17 protein-coding genes are annotated in these 18,246 nt (G+C 68.6%); 11 read left to right on the forward strand and 6 right to left on the reverse strand.

The window, feature by feature from the left end; translation table 11 throughout:
- Positions 1 to 157 precede the first annotated feature (157 nt).
- From ADBZ9K_RS16840 to ADBZ9K_RS16860, 5 genes are read left to right on the forward strand one after another with little or no spacing between them, the layout of a single operon-like run.
- Complete coding sequence (locus tag ADBZ9K_RS16840) at positions 158 to 682, forward strand: DUF1097 family protein (protein ID WP_526622344.1); 525 nt, start codon at positions 158 to 160, stop codon at positions 680 to 682.
- Entirely contained in the window at positions 679 to 1,410 is a 732-nt protein-coding gene (nthB, locus tag ADBZ9K_RS16845) for a nitrile hydratase subunit beta (RefSeq protein WP_526622346.1), read from the forward strand. Before ADBZ9K_RS16840 ends, nthB begins: the two co-directional genes overlap by 4 nt.
- Positions 1,407 to 2,027, forward strand: a complete 621-nt coding sequence (gene nthA / locus ADBZ9K_RS16850) for a nitrile hydratase subunit alpha (protein WP_526622348.1) — start codon at positions 1,407 to 1,409, stop codon at positions 2,025 to 2,027. Before nthB ends, nthA begins: the two co-directional genes overlap by 4 nt.
- A complete protein-coding gene (locus tag ADBZ9K_RS16855; protein ID WP_526622350.1) occupies positions 2,024 to 2,332 on the forward strand; it encodes a nitrile hydratase accessory protein in 309 nt (102 codons plus the stop codon). Before nthA ends, ADBZ9K_RS16855 begins: the two co-directional genes overlap by 4 nt.
- Positions 2,333 to 2,347: 15 nt before the next feature.
- Positions 2,348 to 3,025: an energy-coupling factor ABC transporter permease gene (locus ADBZ9K_RS16860; RefSeq protein ID WP_526622352.1), complete on the forward strand. Its 678-nt coding sequence runs from the start codon at positions 2,348 to 2,350 to the stop codon at positions 3,023 to 3,025.
- A 74-nt stretch (positions 3,026 to 3,099) separates the two neighbouring features.
- Here the strand turns inward: ADBZ9K_RS16860 and ADBZ9K_RS16865 are convergent, their stop codons facing one another.
- From ADBZ9K_RS16865 to ADBZ9K_RS16890, 6 genes are all read right to left on the reverse strand, one after another.
- Complete coding sequence (locus ADBZ9K_RS16865) at positions 3,100 to 3,705, reverse strand: fasciclin domain-containing protein (protein ID WP_526622353.1); 606 nt, start codon at positions 3,703 to 3,705, stop codon at positions 3,100 to 3,102.
- Between the two features lie 45 nt (positions 3,706 to 3,750).
- Positions 3,751 to 4,410 (reverse strand): fasciclin domain-containing protein, encoded by a 660-nt coding sequence (locus ADBZ9K_RS16870; protein ID WP_526622355.1) that lies wholly within the window; start codon positions 4,408 to 4,410, stop codon positions 3,751 to 3,753.
- Between the two features lie 102 nt (positions 4,411 to 4,512).
- Positions 4,513 to 6,990, reverse strand: a complete 2,478-nt coding sequence (locus tag ADBZ9K_RS16875) for an AMP-binding protein (protein WP_526622357.1) — start codon at positions 6,988 to 6,990, stop codon at positions 4,513 to 4,515.
- Complete coding sequence (locus ADBZ9K_RS16880; RefSeq protein ID WP_526622359.1) at positions 6,983 to 8,038, reverse strand: ABC transporter ATP-binding protein; 1,056 nt, start codon at positions 8,036 to 8,038, stop codon at positions 6,983 to 6,985. Before ADBZ9K_RS16880 ends, ADBZ9K_RS16875 begins: the two co-directional genes overlap by 8 nt.
- Positions 8,035 to 9,609 carry an ABC transporter permease gene (locus ADBZ9K_RS16885; protein ID WP_526622360.1) on the reverse strand — a complete coding sequence of 525 codons (1,575 nt, stop codon included), beginning with the start codon at positions 9,607 to 9,609 and terminating at the stop codon, positions 8,035 to 8,037. The genes ADBZ9K_RS16880 and ADBZ9K_RS16885 overlap by 4 nt, the downstream gene beginning before the upstream one ends.
- Complete coding sequence (locus ADBZ9K_RS16890; RefSeq protein ID WP_526622362.1) at positions 9,610 to 10,632, reverse strand: iron ABC transporter substrate-binding protein; 1,023 nt, start codon at positions 10,630 to 10,632, stop codon at positions 9,610 to 9,612.
- 165 nt (positions 10,633 to 10,797) lie between these two features.
- Between ADBZ9K_RS16890 and dxr the strand changes: the two genes are divergently transcribed.
- From dxr to ADBZ9K_RS16920, 6 genes are all read left to right on the forward strand, one after another.
- The gene (gene dxr, locus ADBZ9K_RS16895) at positions 10,798 to 11,973 is read left to right on the forward strand and encodes a 1-deoxy-D-xylulose-5-phosphate reductoisomerase (RefSeq protein WP_526622729.1); all 1,176 of its coding nucleotides are present in this window, start codon (positions 10,798 to 10,800) and stop codon (positions 11,971 to 11,973) included.
- Entirely contained in the window at positions 11,970 to 13,208 is a 1,239-nt protein-coding gene (locus ADBZ9K_RS16900; RefSeq protein ID WP_526622364.1) for a M50 family metallopeptidase, read from the forward strand. Before dxr ends, ADBZ9K_RS16900 begins: the two co-directional genes overlap by 4 nt.
- Before the next feature lie 46 nt (positions 13,209 to 13,254).
- Positions 13,255 to 14,394: a flavodoxin-dependent (E)-4-hydroxy-3-methylbut-2-enyl-diphosphate synthase gene (gene ispG / locus ADBZ9K_RS16905; RefSeq protein WP_526622730.1), complete on the forward strand. Its 1,140-nt coding sequence runs from the start codon at positions 13,255 to 13,257 to the stop codon at positions 14,392 to 14,394.
- Positions 14,395 to 14,437: 43 nt separating this feature from the next.
- Entirely contained in the window at positions 14,438 to 15,292 is an 855-nt protein-coding gene (locus ADBZ9K_RS16910) for a GNAT family N-acetyltransferase (protein WP_526622366.1), read from the forward strand.
- A 62-nt stretch (positions 15,293 to 15,354) separates the two neighbouring features.
- Complete coding sequence (locus tag ADBZ9K_RS16915; protein WP_526622368.1) at positions 15,355 to 17,178, forward strand: penicillin-binding transpeptidase domain-containing protein; 1,824 nt, start codon at positions 15,355 to 15,357, stop codon at positions 17,176 to 17,178.
- A gap of 131 nt (positions 17,179 to 17,309) precedes the next feature.
- The gene (locus tag ADBZ9K_RS16920; protein WP_526622370.1) at positions 17,310 to 18,167 is read left to right on the forward strand and encodes a cyclopropane mycolic acid synthase family methyltransferase; all 858 of its coding nucleotides are present in this window, start codon (positions 17,310 to 17,312) and stop codon (positions 18,165 to 18,167) included.
- Positions 18,168 to 18,246: the final 79 nt, after the last annotated feature.

Genomic DNA, 18,246 nt, shown 5'->3' on the forward strand with positions numbered 1-18,246 from the left:
TGTCCGGGTCGGTCGGGTCGGCCGATCGATGGCCTGTTCTGCGCATGACGTGTCCTCATCCGCCGATGACCGAAAAGCGTTGGTTACCAGACGGAAACACCGTCGGATCACCGTTGGCTGCAGCGACTCGACATGACCGACAAGGGAGGTGGAACTGATGGATTCACGGACTGCGCTGACGCTGAGCATCGGTGTGCTCGGTGGGGTAGCGGTGGCATTCACCGCCACGGTGATCACCGTTCCGATCTGGGTGGTGTTCCTGGCGTGGGCGTCGTTCTTCTTCGTCGGCGGCGGGATCACCGGCTGGATGCGCTCGGTGCTGTCGAACCTGGTGGGTGTGGCCATCGCCTGCGCGAGCCTGTACGCAGCCCATCTGCTCGGCGGCTCGTTGACCGCGACGTCGATCGCGGTGGGTGTGGGCAGCGCGCTGATGGTGCAGACGTCCTGGGTGGGGCTGCTCTCCACCACACCGGCGGTGGTGGTGGGGTTCGCCTCCACGGTGTCGACGGTGGCAGGTACGGGCCAGTTGGTCACCGCGACCAGCATCTCCCATCCCGGACTGGTGGCCGCGTGCGCGTGCGTGCTCGGTGCGACGTTCGGGATCGCCTCGGAATATCTGGCCAATGTGATGACCAGGACGGCCACGGCCGGCCGTCCCGACACGGAAGGTGCGACGGCATGAAGTTACAGCACTATCTGGGTGGGCTGGAGGGCCTGCCCGAGCCGCTGACGCTGGAGAAGCGGGTGTTCGTCGAGGAATGGGAGAAGCGGATCTTCGGTATCCACGTCGCGATGATGGGCCTGAGCAACCACCTGGGTTCGGCGCTGCCGGAGTATCCGATCGCCGACGTCCCGACGAACTTCAGCGACGAGTGGACCTGGGCATCCCTGCGCACGGGCGCCGAGGCGATGAATCCTTTCGACTACTTCAAATTTCGCTATTACGAGAAGTGGCTTGGGGGTATCACCCAGTTCTTCGTCGACAAGGGTTACGTGTCCGAGGAAGAGATCTCGGCCCGGCTGGGTGATGCGACACCGGTCGCCGGGGGTGACGACGCCATCGACGACCAGGTGATCGATTATCTGCGCCGCGGCGACAGCCCCCGACGCGATGTCGCGCACCCGCGGTTCGCGGTCGGCGAGCAGGTCCGCATCACCAATGTTCCGGCCGGTGCACACACCCGGCTGCCCGGCTACCTGCGTGAGCGGACCGGGACGGTACAGCGCATCTTCGAGGGCGACTACGGCTACTTCGTCCACACCGGTGACGGCATCGGCGACCCGATGCCGATCTACATCGTCGAGTTCACCCCCGAGGAGTTGTGGGGCGCGCGCGCCGAACCGGGTGCCAACACCGTCTACGCAGAGCTTTTCGAGGCCTATCTCCAACCCGTCGAGGAGGACCAGTGACTGACCAGTTTGCCTACCCGTCCGACCGCGAGCAGTCCAGCGCCGACCGAGTTGCCGCGCTGGAGCACCTCCTGATCGAGAAGGGCATCATCACCAGCCAGACCGTGGACAAGGTACTGGCCTACTTCGAGTCCGAGATGACGCCGTTGAACGGCAAGAAGATCGTGGTGAAGGCGTGGACCGACCCCGACTTCGCCGCCCGTGTCGTCGTCGACACCCCCGCCGCGCTGGCCGAACTCGACCTACCCGAGGGGATGGCCGGCGCCGAAGGGGAGCATTTGCAGGCCGTCGCCAACGGGCCGGGCATCCACAACCTGGTGATCTGCACGCTGTGCTCGTGCTTTCCCTGGCCGGTGCTGGGGCTGCCGCCTTACTGGTACAAGGATCCGGTCTTCCGGTCCCGGGCGGCCCGTGAGCCCCGCACCGTGCTCGCCGAGGTCGGCCTGGAACTGCCGACCGACACCGAGATCAAGGTGTGGGACTCCAGCGGTCATTCGCGGTGGTTCGTCATTCCCGAACGGCCTTCCGGCACAGAGGATTACACCGATACCGAACTCATGGATCTGGTCACCACCGAGTCGATGATGGGTGTCGCGCGGGCGGGGCAACCGGTATGAAACTGCACGCCACCTGCACCACCGATCAGGCTGCACCGTCGTTCGACCACGAATGGCAGCGGCGAGCCTTCGGTCTGGCGCTCGCGCTCTCGGAGTTCGGCCACTACCCGTGGAGTGAATTCCAGCAGAGCCTGATCGACACGATCGGGGCCTGGGAGTCCAGCCAGGACGCCAGCCGCGGCGAATGGCAGTACTACGACCACTGGGTGGCTGCCCTCGACCACGTGGTCGCGGAACGACAGCTGCTTACTGCCCCCGTAATCACCGACGACGGCGACCACGCCGTGGACCACGACGACCACTGACCGAAAGGACTGACGATGCACATCGAGCCCGGAATCGTTGAAGGACCCAAGATCGTCCTGAGTTACCTCACCGCCGGCGGCGTCGGCGGGTACGCGCTGACCCTGGCGTGGAAGCACATCAAAGAGCGGGGGGCGGGCTCGCTGCTGACCGGAACAATCGCCACGACGGCGCTGGTGTTCGTCTTCTTCCAGGTGTTCCCGCATGTGCCAGTGGGAATCTCGGAGGTGCACCTGATTCTCGGGTCTACCCTGTTCCTGCTGTTCGGAGCGGTGCCCGCGGCGTTCGGCCTGGCGCTGGGACTGCTGACGCAGGGTCTGTTCTTCGCGCCCTTCGATCTACCGCAGTACGGCATGAACGTCACCACCCTGCTGGTACCGCTGTTCGCATTGCAGTACGTCGCGGCCAGGACCATCGCGCCACAGACCCGCTACGTCGATCTGAAATACCGCCAGGCACTGGCACTGTCGACCACATACCAGGCCGGGATCGTGTCATGGGTGACGTTCTGGGCGATCTACGGGGAGGGTTTCAGCGGCCAGACCATCGCCAGCGTCGCGACGTTCGGGGTGGCGTACATGTCGGTAATCGTCCTCGAGCCGCTAGCCGACCTTGCGGTGCTGGCCGGGGCGAAGGCGTTGCATCGCTTCCGCAACGGGGCCTGGCTGGAGCCGCGGCTGTTCAACCCGGCCTGAACAACGCAGCGAGGGTGCGGTTTCGCAGTACGCCGGGCGGCGTGGCGAAACCGCACCCTCGTGCGTGCGTCCGGTTACTGGGCCGGGGGCATCAGCACGGTGTCGATGAGGTAGACGGTCGCGTTGGCGGTCTTCACCCCGCCGCAGACCACATTGGCCCCGTTGACCTGCAGATGATCACCCGAACCGGTGACGGTCAGATCTGCGCCCTGCACCGTCTTGTGGGTGCCGACCACCTGCGCGGGGCTGGCCTGGCCGGACACCACGTGGTAGGTCAGGATCGAGGTCAGCAGATCCGAGTCGGTCTTGAGCTGCTCGATGGTCGCGGGATCGATCTTGGCGAACGCGGCATCGGTCGGGGCGAACACGGTGAACTGGCCGCCGTTGAGGGTGTCGACGAGATTCACGTTCGGGTTCAGCGCGCCCGAGACCGCGGCGGTCAGGGTGGTCAGGAGCGGATTGTTGGACGCGGCAACGGCAACCGGCGACATCGCCATCCCCGCCACCGAACCGGGCCCGGTGGGTACCTGGGCCGCGTAGGCACTGCAGCCGGGGCCCACCAGGTTGGTGGCCGCGTCATCGGCTGTGGCGCTGGGGGTTACGGCCAGCGAGAGGCCGAGTGCCGCGGTGGCGGCGAGGGTTGCGATCGTGCTTGCTTTCTTGGACATCAACGTGGACATGGGTGTTCCTCCTGGATCGGACAGTGCAGTGGTGGGCGGACGTTCTTACTGAGCCGGGGGCATCAGGACGGTGTCGATCATGTAGACCGTGGCGTTGGCGGTCTTGACGCCACCGCAGACCACGTTGGCGTCGTTGACCTTCAGCTCGTTGCCCGAGCCGGTGACCGTCACGGTGGCGCCCTGCACGGTCTTGTGCTCGCCGACGACCTGCGCGGGGCTGGCCTGGCCGGACACCACGTGGTAGGTCAGGATCGAGGTCAGCAGATCCGAGTCGGTCTTGAGCTTCTCGATCGTGGCGGGATCGATCTTGGCGAACGCGTCATCGGTCGGGGCGAACACGGTGAACTCCCCACCGTCGAGGGTCTTGACCAGGTTGACGTTCGGATTGAGCTTGCCCGACAGCGCCGAGGTCAACGTGGTGAGCATGGGGTTGTTGGACGCCGCCACCGTGAGCGGGGCGGCCGCCATACCGGAGACCGAGCCCGGCCCGGTGGGCACCTGCTCGGCGTAGCCCGCGCAGCCGGGACCGACCAGGTCGGCGGCCGGGGCGGCCATGGTCGTGGATGTGGTGGTTGTGGTGGTGGTCGGTTGCGGGGCGGAGGATTGCGAGCTCGCGGTGCTTCCGGTGGTCGACGAACACGCCGAGAAGAGGACGGCCGCCACGGCGATCCCGGCTGTCGTCGGGGCTGTGCGGTGAACATGCATCGTGACTCCCTTGTCTGCATTCAATGGACCGACCGCGTCGCGATCGGCTTGCACAAGGGATTCGGGTCGAGGCTCGTGCCGGACTGGTCCGAACGGCTCAGGTCACAAACGCGTCACATTCGCACGAGCGGGAAGTGCTGCCAACCCCACCCGGGCGCGGACCGCGGCAACCACCCGGGCCACGGCGACGCCCACCACGATCGAGGCGGCGACACCGGCCACCGGATGACCGAACAGCGGATACACCTGAAAGTGCGTGAGGTAGATGTAGAGCGAGGCCTCGGCGACTACGCCGGCGACGGCGGTCAACGGGGCGGGGAACGCCACGGCGGGCAGCCAGATCAGCAGCAGAATCCCGGCGGCGACCAGAGCTTCCCGGTGGCCGTTGCCGAAATATCCGGCCACCCCGATGACGACGACGGCGCTGATCGCCAGGCGCTGCCAGGCAGCGCCGGCCTTGGCCGCGGCCCAGCCGGCCGCGAAAAACCAGAAGGCCAGCACCGTGAACCACGCCTCTCGGCCCAGGTGCAGACCACCGAGGTCGTAGCGCAGGGCCAGGCCGAGCGCCAGGAACGCCGCCGCGATCCCGAACGGAAAGCGACGCTCCAGGCGATCGCAGACCGGAAGCCAGCTGATCGCGGTGAGCGCCACCAGAATCCACACCAGCACCTCGACGAACCACAGCCGGCCTGCGGTCATGCTGTCGTGCGGACCGAGAACCTTTTGCAGCAGAACCAGATTGGTGGGCGCGTAATCGTCGGTGACGAGCAGGGCGAACGCGATCCAGACGATCGAGGGTATGGCGATCCAGGCGATCGTGTCGACCAGATGCCGCACCCGCTGCCGCCGGGCCGGGCTGGCCAGGCAGAACCGGCCGAAGTTGTAACCGGCGACCGCGAGCAGAATGTGGGCGCCACCCCACAGTTCGAACAGGCCCGCGTGGGATCCCACGATCAGCACGATGGCAACCGCCCGCAGGGCGACGCTGGTGTCCAGCGTCGCGCCCCATCGCGGACCGCCGCGCCTGCCGAGGGTTTCCAGTTCGGCGATGGTGCGGTTCTGCCAGTCGGCCGGCAGCCGGCCCAGCATGCGTTCGAGCCGGATCGACATCGTCACATACGACAGCGAGTTACCGCCCAAACCGACGAAGCTGCTCTGCGGTGTCAGGGTGTCGGTGTCGACGTGCAGCACATCGGCGAACAGGGCGCGCACATCGGTTGCGGGCCGCCGGTCTTGTTCGCGGGCGATGGTGCGCAGGGCCGGGTAGTCGGGCTTGCCCGACGGCAATACCGGCAGTTCGGCCAGCGCGACGGCGCGCACCGCCGTGGCGGGCAGGCCGGCTGCAGCCGCGGTGCGGTGCCGCAGCTCGGCGGGGTCCACCGGGCCGGCGGCCGCGACGACAAGGTGTCCGTCGGCCTCGGTGCACATCGCCGGGGCGGCGTGTTCGGCCACGGCGGATTCGACGCGTTGCAGATCGATGCGCAACCCGTAGAGCTTGACGAATCGGCTCAATCGGCCCACCACCTGGTAGAGGCCGTCGCCGAGGCACCGGGCCAGATCCCCGGTGTGCAGCGCCTCGAGTTCGGGGCCGCCGGCCAGGTCGGCGGGCGAATGGGCGTAGCCCATCATGACATTCGGCCCGTGGTAGACCAGCTCGCCGACGTCGGGATCGCCGAAGCCGTCCACCGCGGCCAGCGTGAACCGGCCCCCGGGTATCGGCCGGCCGATGGCCTCGGGGTGGGTGTGGGCGAGTTCGGCTGGCAGATAGGCCATCCGCGCGGTCGCCTCGGTGGCGCCGTACATGACGACGAACTCGAATCCGCGCCGGCGCCCGAGTTCGGCGTACCGGCACACCGCCGCGGGGCCCAAGCGTCCACCGGCCTGGGTGACATAGCGCAGCGTCGGCAATTCCATGGTGTCGAAGCCGATCCGGTCGAGCAGGTCGAATGTGTGGGGCACCCCGGCCAGGCTGGTGGCACCGTGGCGGCCGAACAGCGTCCAGAACTGGTCGTCGGTGACCGACCGATCGGTGAGGACCAGCGCGGCACCCCGCCACAGGTGGCTGTGGATCACCGAGAGTCCGTAGCAGTACGACATCGGCAATGTGGTTGCCGCCCGGTCGGTTTCGGTTATCTGGAGATACTCGGCGATCGCGACGGCGTTGGCGCGCAGGTTGCCCGCCGACAAGCGCACCAGCTTGGGGGAGCCGGTGCTGCCCGAGGTGCTCAGCAGCAGCGTCAAGTCCGGGTGCAGGTGGTGCCGGCTGGACCGGCCGCGGTGCCGGACGGTTCCGTCCGCGGCGACGACGACGTCGGGGTCATAGGTGTCCAGCAGCGCCGCCGGGTCCGCCCCCGGGGGTACCGGGATGGTGACGTGGCCGCCGGCCAGCGCACCCAGGTAGGACACCAGGGCCGCGACGGTGTTGCCGGCCTCCAGCAGAACGAGTTTGGGTTCCCGGCCCAGTTCGGCCGCCGCGGTGGCGGCGCGGGCGGCCAGGTCGCGGTGGGTCAGGGTCTCGGTGGCCGTCGCGACGGCCATGCGGTCACCGAAGCCGGCCATCCGCTGGACCAGCTCACGCACCACTGTCCTCGAAAATGACCGGGGTTCCCAACAATTCGACGGTGACCTTGCTGTGCAGGTCGGGACAGCCGAAGCTGTGCTGGCGCACGGTGATCGCCGCGGCCGCACCGGCCGGTGCGATGGTCAGCAGCACATCGGGCCCCAGGAACTCCGCCCCCACCACGGTGCCCAGGCCGGTGCCGGCGGCATCGGTGACCACGCTGGCCTGCAACTGCTCGGGGCGCAGCAACATCGTTGCGGGCCCGTCGGCCGCCGACGCGACGGGAAGGCGCCCGAGTACACACTCGGCGACGCCGTCGCGCACGGTGCACGGCAGGAACACGCAATCGCCGAGGAATTCCGCGGTGAACCGGGAGGTGGGGTTGAGGTACACCGCCTGCGGGGTGCCCACCTGGGTGAATCGTCCGTCGCGCATCACGGCCACCTGGTCGGCGATCGACAGCGCCTCCTCCTGGTCGTGGGTGACCAGCAGGGCGGTCACGCCGGCTTCGGACAGGGTGCGTGCCACGGCCTTGCGGGTGGCCGCGCGCAGTCCGGTGTCCAGCGCGCTGAACGGTTCGTCGAGCAGCATCAGGGCGGGGCGGCGGGCCAGGGCGCGGGCCAGTGCGACCCGCTGCTGCTGGCCGCCGGACAATTCGCTGGGACGCCGGGAGGCCAGCGACTCGTCCAGGGACACCGTGCGCAGCAACTCGGCGACCTGGTCACGTACCGCGCGCCGACGCTGCCCGCCGGTGAGGCCGTAGGCGACGTTCTGCCCGACGGTCAGGTGCGGGAACAGGGCGCCGTCCTGCGCGACGTATCCCACCCCACGCCGGTGCGGTGCCACCCCGCCACCCGGGCCGGCGACCTGGCGACCGGCCAGCGTGACCGTGCCGGCATCGGGTGTCTCGAATCCGGCGATGATGCGCAGCAGGGTGGTCTTGCCGCAGCCGGACGGGCCCAGTACCGCGGTGATGCCGCCGTCGGCGATGTCGAGGTCAAGTTTGTCGAGCACCGTGTTGCCGTCGAAAGACTTTGTCAGAGAACGTGTTTGCAGTTGGACGTTCACAGCGCGGCCACCTTCGATGACTGCCGGACCAGCAGCATCGTGACCGGCAGCGCCAGCACGATCATGATCGCGGCATAGGGTGCGGCCGCGGCGTAATCCAACTCGCTGGCCAGCGACCAGAACCGCATCGACAGGGTGCGGGTGCCCGTCGGTGCCAGCAACAGGGTGGCGGTGAGCTCGGTGGCGACCGCGACGAACACCATCGCCGCACCGGCGGCGGCCGCGGGGGCGGTGAGCCGCAGTGTGATTCGGGCGAAAGTGGCCGCCGGCGGCACGCCCAATGTCCACGAGGCCTCCTCCAGGCCGGCGGGCACCTGGGCCAGACCCGCTCGCACGCTGACCAGCGCCCGCGGGATGAACATCAGCACGTAGGCGCACACCAGCAGGGTCACCGTCTGGTAGAGCGGGGGAGTCACCCGGATGGCCACGGTGACCAGCGCCAGCGCGGTGACGATGCCGGGCAGCGAGCTGGTGAGGAAGTTCGCCCCCTCGACAGCCCGCGCCAGCGGCCCGCTGGTGCGAACCGCCACCCACGCAACGGGATACGCCAGCGCGGTCGCGGCCAGCGCACCGGCCGCGGCCAGCCCGACGGTCTGGGCGAGCGCGACGCCGACATCGTCGAGCACCCACACGCCGGGCCCGCCGATCCACAGCCAGCGCACGATCGTCCACGCCGGAACGCCCAGCGCCAGCACCGACAGCGCGGTCAGGCCGGCCGCGGCGGGGATCCGAGCGGTGCCGAGCCGAACCGTGGTCGCCGGTCGCGGCGCGCCCGAACCCACCCGGGCGAACTGCGCGCGGCCCCGCGCGCCGGCCTCGGCCACCAGCAGCAGCAGACACAGCAGCACGAGCACACCGGCCAGCATCGAGCCGGCCGCGCCGTCGAACGTGGCCTGGAACTGCTCGAAGATCGCGGTGGTGAAGGTGTTGAACCGCAGCATCGCGAATGCCCCGTATTCGGCGAGCAGGTGCACGCCGATCAGCAGCGCGCCGCCCAGGATCGCCAACCGCAGCTGCGGCAACACCACGCGGCCGAACACCGCCACCGAGCCGGAACCCAGCGCCCGCGCAGACTCCTCGAGTGCCGGGTCCAGCCGCCGTAGGGTGGCCGCCGCGGGCAGGTAGGCGAACGGGAAGTAGGACAGGGTCGTCACCAGCACGGCAGCGGTGAACCCGTGCAAGCCGGGCACGACACCGACCCAGGCATAGGAGTTGACGAACGCCGGCACGGCCAGGGGGGTCACCAGCAGCGGTCGCCACGCCGCCCGGCCGGGCACGTCGGTGCGCTCGACGAGCCAGGCCGCGCCGATCCCGATCACCACACACAGCGGAACGGTGACCAGCACCAGGCCGACGGTGTTGACCAGCAGCTCGCCGACGCGGGGCCGCACCACCAACTCGACGACCCGCGCCGGCCCGGTGGTGACGAACGCCCACGCCACGTAGCCCAGCGGAATGAACGTCACCGCGACAAGAACCGCGACGACGGCGGCCGCGACCGGGCCCGGTCGCCGGCGCGGGCCGGATCGGTTCGCCGCCGGTCGCGGCGGCGCGTCGATGACGGCGCTCACCTACAACAAGCCCGCCTGCGTCATCAGGTCCGAGACGCGTTTGGCGTCCAGGGTGGACGGGTCGACGGTGGGCGGGTCCAGCCGGCTCAGCGGCACCAGCGCGGCGTTGGCGGGTACGCCGCTGGCCACCGGATACTCGAACGACGTGCCGGTGCGCAGCACCTCCTGGCCGGCCTTGGAGGTGATGAAGGTCAGGAATTGCTGTGCCTTGTCCTGCTTCTTGCTCGACTTGAGCACTCCGCCACCGGACAGGCTCAGGAATGCCCCGGGATCCTGGTTGCCGAAGTAGTGCAGCGCGGTGTTACCGCTCATCTCCTTGGTCTTGGCTTGATCGCGGTACCAGTAGTAGTGGTAGATCACGCCGCCGGCGACCTCGCCGTTGTTCACTGCGCGCAGCGTGGCGATGTTGTCGGAGTAGATGACGGCGTTGCTCTTCATGCCGGCCAGCCACTGCTCGGTGGCGGCCGGGCCCTTCAGCTGCAGCAGCGCGGCGACGATCGCCTGGAAGTCGGCCTTGGTGGGTGGGGCGCCCCAGCGGCCCTTCCATTCCGGCCGTTGCAGATCCAGCAGCGAGCCGGGCAGCTGGTCGGCGGGCAGCTTGGCCGGGTTGTAGACGAAGACGGTGCTGCGTGCGGCGACCCCGGCCCAGGCGTTGCTGGCCGGGCGGAACTGCGGGGGCACGTTGGCCACGACCTTCGCGTCGATCGGCGCGAACAGGCCGGCGCGCTCCACGGCCGCCATGGCAGGGGAGTTCTCGGTGAGGAACACGTCGGCGGGGGAGTTGGAGCCCTCGGCGATCAGCTGATTGCCCAGCTCGGTGTCCCCGCCCTGGCGGTAGGTGACCTTGATCCCGGTTTCCTTGGTGAACGCGTCGATCCACTCATTGGTCAGCGACTCGTGCTGGGCGTTGTAGACCAGCAGTTCGTCGCCGCCGCCCGAGGAGCACGCGGTGCCGGCGAGGCCGACGAGCACGGTCAGAATCAGGGCACAGGTGGTCCGAACCGCGTTTCGGCAGCTGGGCATGCGGGACCCTTCCGGTGGGGGGCATAAGGGTTGCCTAACCATATACCTATGCAGGCGGGCGTCCCCCGGTTGCGTGGCCAGCGGGCGCGGAAACACCACCGTCGAGCCGCGAAACACCGGAGTCGATGTCGGCTCGTGACAATTCCGCCTCCTGGAGGCGGCACAATTGGTCGGGTGAGCCCCGCCAACCGCCTGAAGGTCCTGATCCTGGGCAGCACCGGTTCGATCGGAACCCAGGCGCTGGAGGTCATCGCCGAAAACCCGGACCGCTTCGAGGTCGTGGGACTGGCCGCCGGCGGCGGAAACCCCGAACTGCTGGCCCGCCAGCGGGCCCAGACCGGGGTGGTCAACATCGCCGTCGCCGACCCGGCCGCCGCCGATCGGGTGGGTGAGGTCACCTACACCGGGCCGGACGCGGCGACCCGCCTGGTGGAGAACGTGCACGCCGACGTGGTGCTCAACGCTCTGGTCGGGGCGCTGGGGCTGGCACCGACCCTGGCCGCGCTGGCCAGCGGCGCGCGGCTGGCCCTGGCCAACAAGGAGTCGCTGGTGGCCGGCGGGCCGCTGGTGGTCAAGGCCGCCGCTCCCGGCCAGATCGTGCCGGTGGACTCCGAGCATTCGGCGCTGGCCCAGTGCCTGCGCTCCGGGCGGTCCGAGGAGGTCGCCAAGCTGGTGCTCACCGCCTCCGGCGGACCGTTTCGCGGCTGGTCGGCCGCCGACCTGGAATCGGTCACACCCGGGCAGGCCGGCGCCCACCCCACCTGGAGCATGGGCCCGATGAACACGCTGAACTCGGCCTCGCTGGTCAACAAGGGCCTGGAGCTGATCGAGACCCACCTGCTGTTCGGGATCGGATACGACGACATCGAAGTCGTGGTGCACCCGCAGTCGATCGTGCATTCGATGGTGACGTTCACCGATGGCTCGACCATCGCCCAGGCCAGCCCGCCGGATATGAAGCTGCCGATCGCGCTCGCGCTGGGCTGGCCCGACCGGGTGCCCGGTGCGGCGGCGGCCTGTGACTTCAGCACCGCCTCCACCTGGGAATTCGAGCCGCTGGACGCCACGGTCTTCCCGGCCGTGGACCTGGCCCGCCATGCCGGGCAGACCGGTGGCTGCCTGACCGCGGTGTACAACGCCGCCAACGAGGAGGCCGCCGCGGCCTTCCTGGACGGGCGCATCCCGTTCCCGGCCATCGTGCGAACAATTGCAGACGTCCTGCACGCCGCCGACCAGTGGACCGGCGAACCAGCTACCGTGGATGAGGTACTTGACGCGCAGCGCTGGGCTCGGCAACGGGCCCGTGCGGTCGTCGCACAGGAGGTCGCTTCAATCCGATGATGTTCGCTATCGGCATCGTGCTGTTCGCGCTCGCCATCCTGCTCTCGGTGGCGCTGCACGAGTGTGGCCATATGTGGGTGGCGCGCGCCACCGGAATGAAGGTCCGCCGCTACTTCGTGGGCTTCGGCCCAACGCTGTGGTCGACGATGCGGCCCAACAAGCTCGGCTATACCGAGTACGGCGTCAAGGCCGTCCCGCTGGGCGGGTTCTGCGACATCGCCGGCATGACGTCGGTCGAGGAGCTCGAGCCGCAGGACCGGCCCTACGCCATGTACAAGCAGAAGACCTGGAAGCGGGTGGCGGTGCTGTTCGCCGGCCCGGCGATGAACTTCCTCATCGGCCTGGTGCTCATCTATTCGATCGCCGTCATCTGGGGCCTGCCCAACCTGCACGCGCCGACCACCGCCGTCGTCGGCGAAACCCAATGTGTGGCACCAGAAGTCACCAAGGGCAAGCTCGGCGACTGCACCGGGCCCGGCCCGGCCGCGCTGGCCGGCATCAAGGCCGGCGACGTGGTCGTCAAGGTCGGTGGCACCGAGGTGAAGAACTTCGATGAGATGGTCACCGCGGTGCGCAAGGCCGCCGGCCCCACACCGTTCATCGTGCAGCGCACCGAGGACGGCGCCACCCGCGAGTTCACCACCACCGTCGACGTCACCCCCACCCAGCGGTACGCCGCCAAGGACAAGGGCGCCGAACCCGTCCCCACCAGCGTCGGGGCAGTCGGGGTCAGCGCCGCAACCTTCCCGCCGGCCCAGTACAACCTGCTGACCGCGGTGCCCGCCACCTTCGTCTTCACCGGTGACCTGGCCGTGGAGTTGGGCAAGTCGCTGGCGGCGATCCCCACCAAGGTCGGCGCGCTGGTGCACGCCATCGGTGGCGGGGAGCGTGACCCGGAAACCCCCATCAGCGTCGTGGGGGCCAGCATCATCGGTGGCGACACCGTCGACCACGGACTGTGGGTGGCGTTCTGGTTCTTCCTGGCTCAGCTCAACTTCGTGCTGGGCGCGATCAACCTGGTGCCCCTGCTGCCGTTCGACGGTGGCCACATCGCCATCGCCGTCTTCGAGAAGCTGCGCAACCTGGTCCGCTCGGCCCGCGGCAAAGTCGCCGCGGCGCCGGTGAACTACCTGAAGCTGATGCCGGCCACCTACGTGATCCTCGTCGTGGTGGTCGGCTACATGCTGTTGACCGTCACCGCCGACCTGGTCAACCCGATCCGACTGTTCCAGTAGTCGGCCTGAGTTTGGAGATGAATCAGTGACTTCCATCGGCCTGGGCATGCCGGCCCCGCCGGCCCCCGTGCTGGCGCCCCGCCGCAAGACCCGCCAGCTCATGGTGCGCGACGTCGGCGTCGGCAGCGACCATCCGATCTCGGTGCAATCCATGTGCACCACCAAGACCCACGACGTCAACGCCACCCTGCAGCAGATTGCGGAGCTGACCGCCGCCGGCTGTGACATCGTCCGGGTGGCCTGCCCCCGGCAGGAGGACGCCGACGCGCTGGCCGAGATCGTGCGGCACAGCAACCTGCCGGTGATCGCCGACATCCACTTCCAGCCGAAGTACATCTTCGCCGCGATCGACGCCGGCTGCGCGGCGGTGCGGGTGAACCCCGGCAACATCAAGGAATTCGACGGTCGCGTCGCCGAGGTGGCCAAGGCCGCCGGGGCGGCGGGCATCCCGATTCGCATCGGCGTCAATGCCGGTTCGCTGGACAAGCGCTTCATGGACAAGTACGGCAAGGCCACCCCGGAAGCGCTGGTCGAGTCCGCGCTGTGGGAGGCCTCGCTGTTCGAGGAACACGGCTTCGGAAACATCAAGATCAGCGTCAAGCACAACGATCCGGTCGTGATGGTCGCCGCCTACGAGCAGCTGGCCGAAAAGTGCGATTACCCCTTGCATCTCGGCGTGACCGAGGCGGGCCCGGCGTTTCAGGGCACCATCAAGTCGGCCGTCGCCTTCGGCGCGCTGCTGTCGCGTGGCATCGGCGACACCATTCGGGTGTCGCTGTCGGCCCCGCCGGTCGAAGAGGTCAAGGTCGGCAACCAGATCCTGGAGTCGCTCAACCTGCGCCCCCGGGGCTTGGAAATCGTGTCCTGCCCGTCCTGCGGGCGGGCCCAGGTCGACGTCTACACACTGGCCAACGCCGTCTCGGCGGGGCTGGACGGCCTGGACGTGCCGCTGCGGGTGGCGGTGATGGGTTGCGTCGTCAACGGTCCCGGCGAGGCCAGGGAGGCCGACCTGGGCGTCGCGTCTGGCAACGGCAAGGGGCAGATCTTCGTCAAGGGTGAGGTCATCCGGACGGTCCCCGAGGCGCAGATCGTCGAGACCCTGATCGAAGAGGCGATGAAACTTGCCGAGCAGCAACGCGGCACGGACACATCTGCCAGCGGTTCTCCGGTGGTCACCGTAAGCTGAGGGCGTAACACAGCGGTTTTCGAACCCGCAGAAAGTGACGCCCATGTCGGCTCCACCACTGTTCCGCCTGGTCGACGAACGCCGGGTCTCAGTGGTGCGCGATGTCGCCGCGGTGGGTCGGGTGCTCGCCGACGATCCGGTCGGCTCCTGCATGGTGGCCGCCCGGGTCTCCGAGCACGGCGTCGAGCCGCAGGCGATCGGCGGGGAGCTGTGGACACGCCGGGGTGCCGAGGAGTCGCTGTGTTACGCCGGGGCGAACCTGATCCCGCTGCGCGGCACGCCCCCCGATCTGCAGGCCTTCGCCGATAAGGCGATGAGTAGCGCGCGGCGCTGCTCATCGCTGGTCGGGCGGGCCGACCTGGTGCTGCCGATGTGGGACCGTCTGCAGCACGCCTGGGGGCCGGCCCGCGACGTCCGGGACCGTCAGCCATTGATGGCGCTCGGCACGGCACCGGCCTGCCCGAGCGACCCGGCCGTGCGCCGCGTCCGGGTGGACGAGCTCGACGCCTATCTGGTGGCCGCGATCGACATGTTCATCGGCGAGGTGGGGATCGATCCGCGGATCGGTGACGGTGGGCGGGGCTACCGGCGGCGGGTGGCCAGCTTGATCGCGGCCGGGCGCGCCTATGCCCGCTTCGACCGCGGCCAGGTGGTGTTCAAGGCCGAGGTGGGATCCCAGTCGCCGGCGGTCGGCCAGATCCAGGGGGTCTGGGTGCACCCGGAGTGGCGCGGTCACGGGCTCGGCACGGCAGGGACCGCGGCGGTGGCGGCCGCCGTGGTGAACGGCGGCCGCGTCGCGAGCCTGTATGTGAACAGCTACAACACCGTCGCCCGGGCGGCGTATGCGCGGGTCGGTTTCGCCGAGGTGGCGATGTTCGCCACCGTCTTGCTCGACTGAGTGCGGTCAACGCCGGTGCGCCTCCGCCGGATTGGGGTCACGGACTCATAACATCTGCCCCAATGGCTACTTGCACCTCATTAGCAACACGAGTCACAGGCTTGGTTTCGATCCTGGTGGTCGTGGTGGCCTCGGCGACGCTGTCGGCGTGCACCCCGCGTCCCGACGGTCCTGCCCCGGCCGCGGAAAAGTTCTTCGCCGACCTGACCAAGGGTGACACCGCCAGTGCCGCCCAACTGTCGGACCGGCCCGCCGACGCGCAGGCCGCCCTCAACGAGGCCTGGGCCGGGCTGCAGGCCACCCATCTGGATGCGCAGATACTCGGCTCGCGCTACACCGAGGACACCGGCAGCGTGAACTACCGCTTCACCTGGCAGCTGCCCAAGAAACGGACGTGGACCTACGACGGCGTGCTGCAGATGATCCGTGACGAAGGGGCCTGGCGGGTGCGCTGGAGCGCCGCCGGATTGCATCCCAAACTTGGTGAGCACCAAACACTTTCGCTGCGTGCCGACCCGCCGCGACGGGCCTCGGTCAACGAGCTGGGCGGTAGCGACGTGCTGGCGCCCGGCAACTTGTACCGCTACCAGCTCGACGCCGCCAAGGCGGGCTCCGCGCTGATGACCACGGCCCGGGTGGTCGCCGACCAGCTGCGCCCGTTCGACAACACCCTGGACCCGCAGCGGCTTGCCGAGCAGGCCAGCTCGTCGAGCGCACCCCTGGAACTGATGACGCTGCGTCCCGCCGACCACGACCGGGTCGGCCCCGCCCTGGACAACCTGCCCGGCGTCGTCGTCACCCCGCAGGCCGACCTGTTGCCCACCGACGACCACTTCGCGCCGGCCATCATCAGCGAGGTCAAGAAGTCGGTGATCGATCAGCTCGACGGCGAAGCCGGCTGGCGGGTGGTCAGCGTCAACCAGAACGGCGCCGACGTCGACGTGTTGCATGAGGTGCCACCCACACCCGCGCCGTCGATCTCGATCACGCTGGACCGCTCGGTGCAGAACGCCGCCCAGCACGCCGTCGACACCCAGGGGCGCAAGGCGATGATGGTCGTCATCAAGCCCTCGACGGGCGAGATCCTCGCGGTGGCCCAGAACGCGGCGGCCGACGCCGACGGGCCTGCCGCCACGACCGGCCTGTACCCGCCCGGCTCGACGTTCAAGATCGTCACCGCCGGCGCGGCCATCGACCGGGACCTGGCTACCCCCAACACGCTGCTGGGCTGCCCCGGCCAGATCGACATCGGCCACCGCACCATCCCGAACTACAACAAGTTCGACCTGGGCACGGTGCCGATGGCCAAGGCGTTCGCCAACTCGTGCAACACCACCTTCGCCGAGCTGGCCAGCCGGATGCCGCCGACCGCGCTGACGGTCGCGGCCTCCCAATACGGGATCGGCCCGGATTACACCATCGACGGTCTGACCACGGTGACCGGCACGGTGCCCCCGACGGTCAACCTCGCCGAGCGGACCGAGGACGGGTTCGGGCAGGGCAAGGTTCTGGTCACCCCGTTCGGGATGGCCCTGGCGGCGGCAACCGTGGCCGCGGGCAAGACACCCAACCCGCACCTGATCGTCGGTAGCCAGACCACCGAGACCGGCGACCACCCGGCGATCACCCCGGCCATGCTCGACGGCCTGCGGTCGATGATGCGGATGGTGGTGACCAACGGCACCGCCAAAGACATCAACGACGCCGGCGACGTACGGGGCAAGACCGGTGAAGCGGAGTTCGAGGGCGGCTCACACGCCTGGTTCACCGGGTACCGCGGGGATCTGGCGTTCGCGGCGCTGATCGTCGGCGGCGGCAGTTCGGAGTACGCGGTGCGGATGGTCAAGATGATGTTCAGCGAGCTTCCCGCCGACTATCTGGCCTGAGCGTCTCCACATCCGCCGCTATCGGATAGCACCCGAAGTCGGCTACGGTCAGAGGACGCAGACATCCGGGTAGCTCACGGTCGGGGGACAGTCGTGAATGCCACCGGATGTTCAGGAAGGCGCCCGTGGCGATGTCCAAGCAACCCCACTTTGCGAACGTCCAAGCCCACTACGACCTGTCCGACGACTTCTTCCGGCTGTTCCTCGACCCGACGCAGACCTACAGCTGCGCCTACTTCGAGCATGACGGCATGACCCTGGAAGAGGCGCAGCTGGCCAAGATCGACCTGGCCCTGGGCAAGCTGAACCTGCAACCGGGCATGACACTGCTCGATGTGGGCTGTGGGTGGGGCTCGACGTTGAACCGGGCGCTGGAGCGCTACGACGTCAACGTGATCGGGCTGACCCTCAGCCAGAACCAGCATGCTTACGTCCAGCAGTTGTTTGCCGCGTCGGACAGCCCGCGCTCCAAGCGCGTGGAACTGCGCGGCTGGGAGCAGTTCGACGAGCCGGTCGACCGGATCGTATCCATTGGCGCCTTCGAGCATTTCGGCTTCGACCGCTACGACGACTTCTTCAGGTTCGCCTATGGCGCGATGCCCGATGACGGCGTCATGTTGCTGCACACCATTCTTGGTCTGCATCCCGACGAAGTGCTCGAAAAGGGCATACCGCTGACCTTCGACATGGCCCGGTTCTGCAAGTTCATGATCACCGAGATCTTTCCGGGCGGCCGGCTGCCGTCGGTGCGGATGGTCGAGGCCCATGCGGTCAAGCCCGGTTTCACCGTGACCCGGTTCCATTCGCTGCAGTCCCATTACCCCACGACATTGGACCACTGGTCGGCGGCGCTGGAGGCGCACAAGGACCAAGCCGTTGCCATCCAGTCCGAAGAGGTCTACGACCGCTACATGAAGTACCTCCTCGGCTGCCCGGGCATGTTCCGCAGCGGTTTGATCGACGTGGGTCAGTTCACGTTGGTGAAGTAGCTGTCGCCCCGGCGCGCCGTCGACCCGCGGGGCAAGTCTGGGGAAGGTCTGCCGACCTGCTGGCAATGTGATGTGCTGC

The sequence above is a fragment of the Mycobacterium sp. genome, assembly GCF_965229265.1.
Classification (GTDB): Bacteria; Actinomycetota; Actinomycetes; order Mycobacteriales; family Mycobacteriaceae; genus Mycobacterium.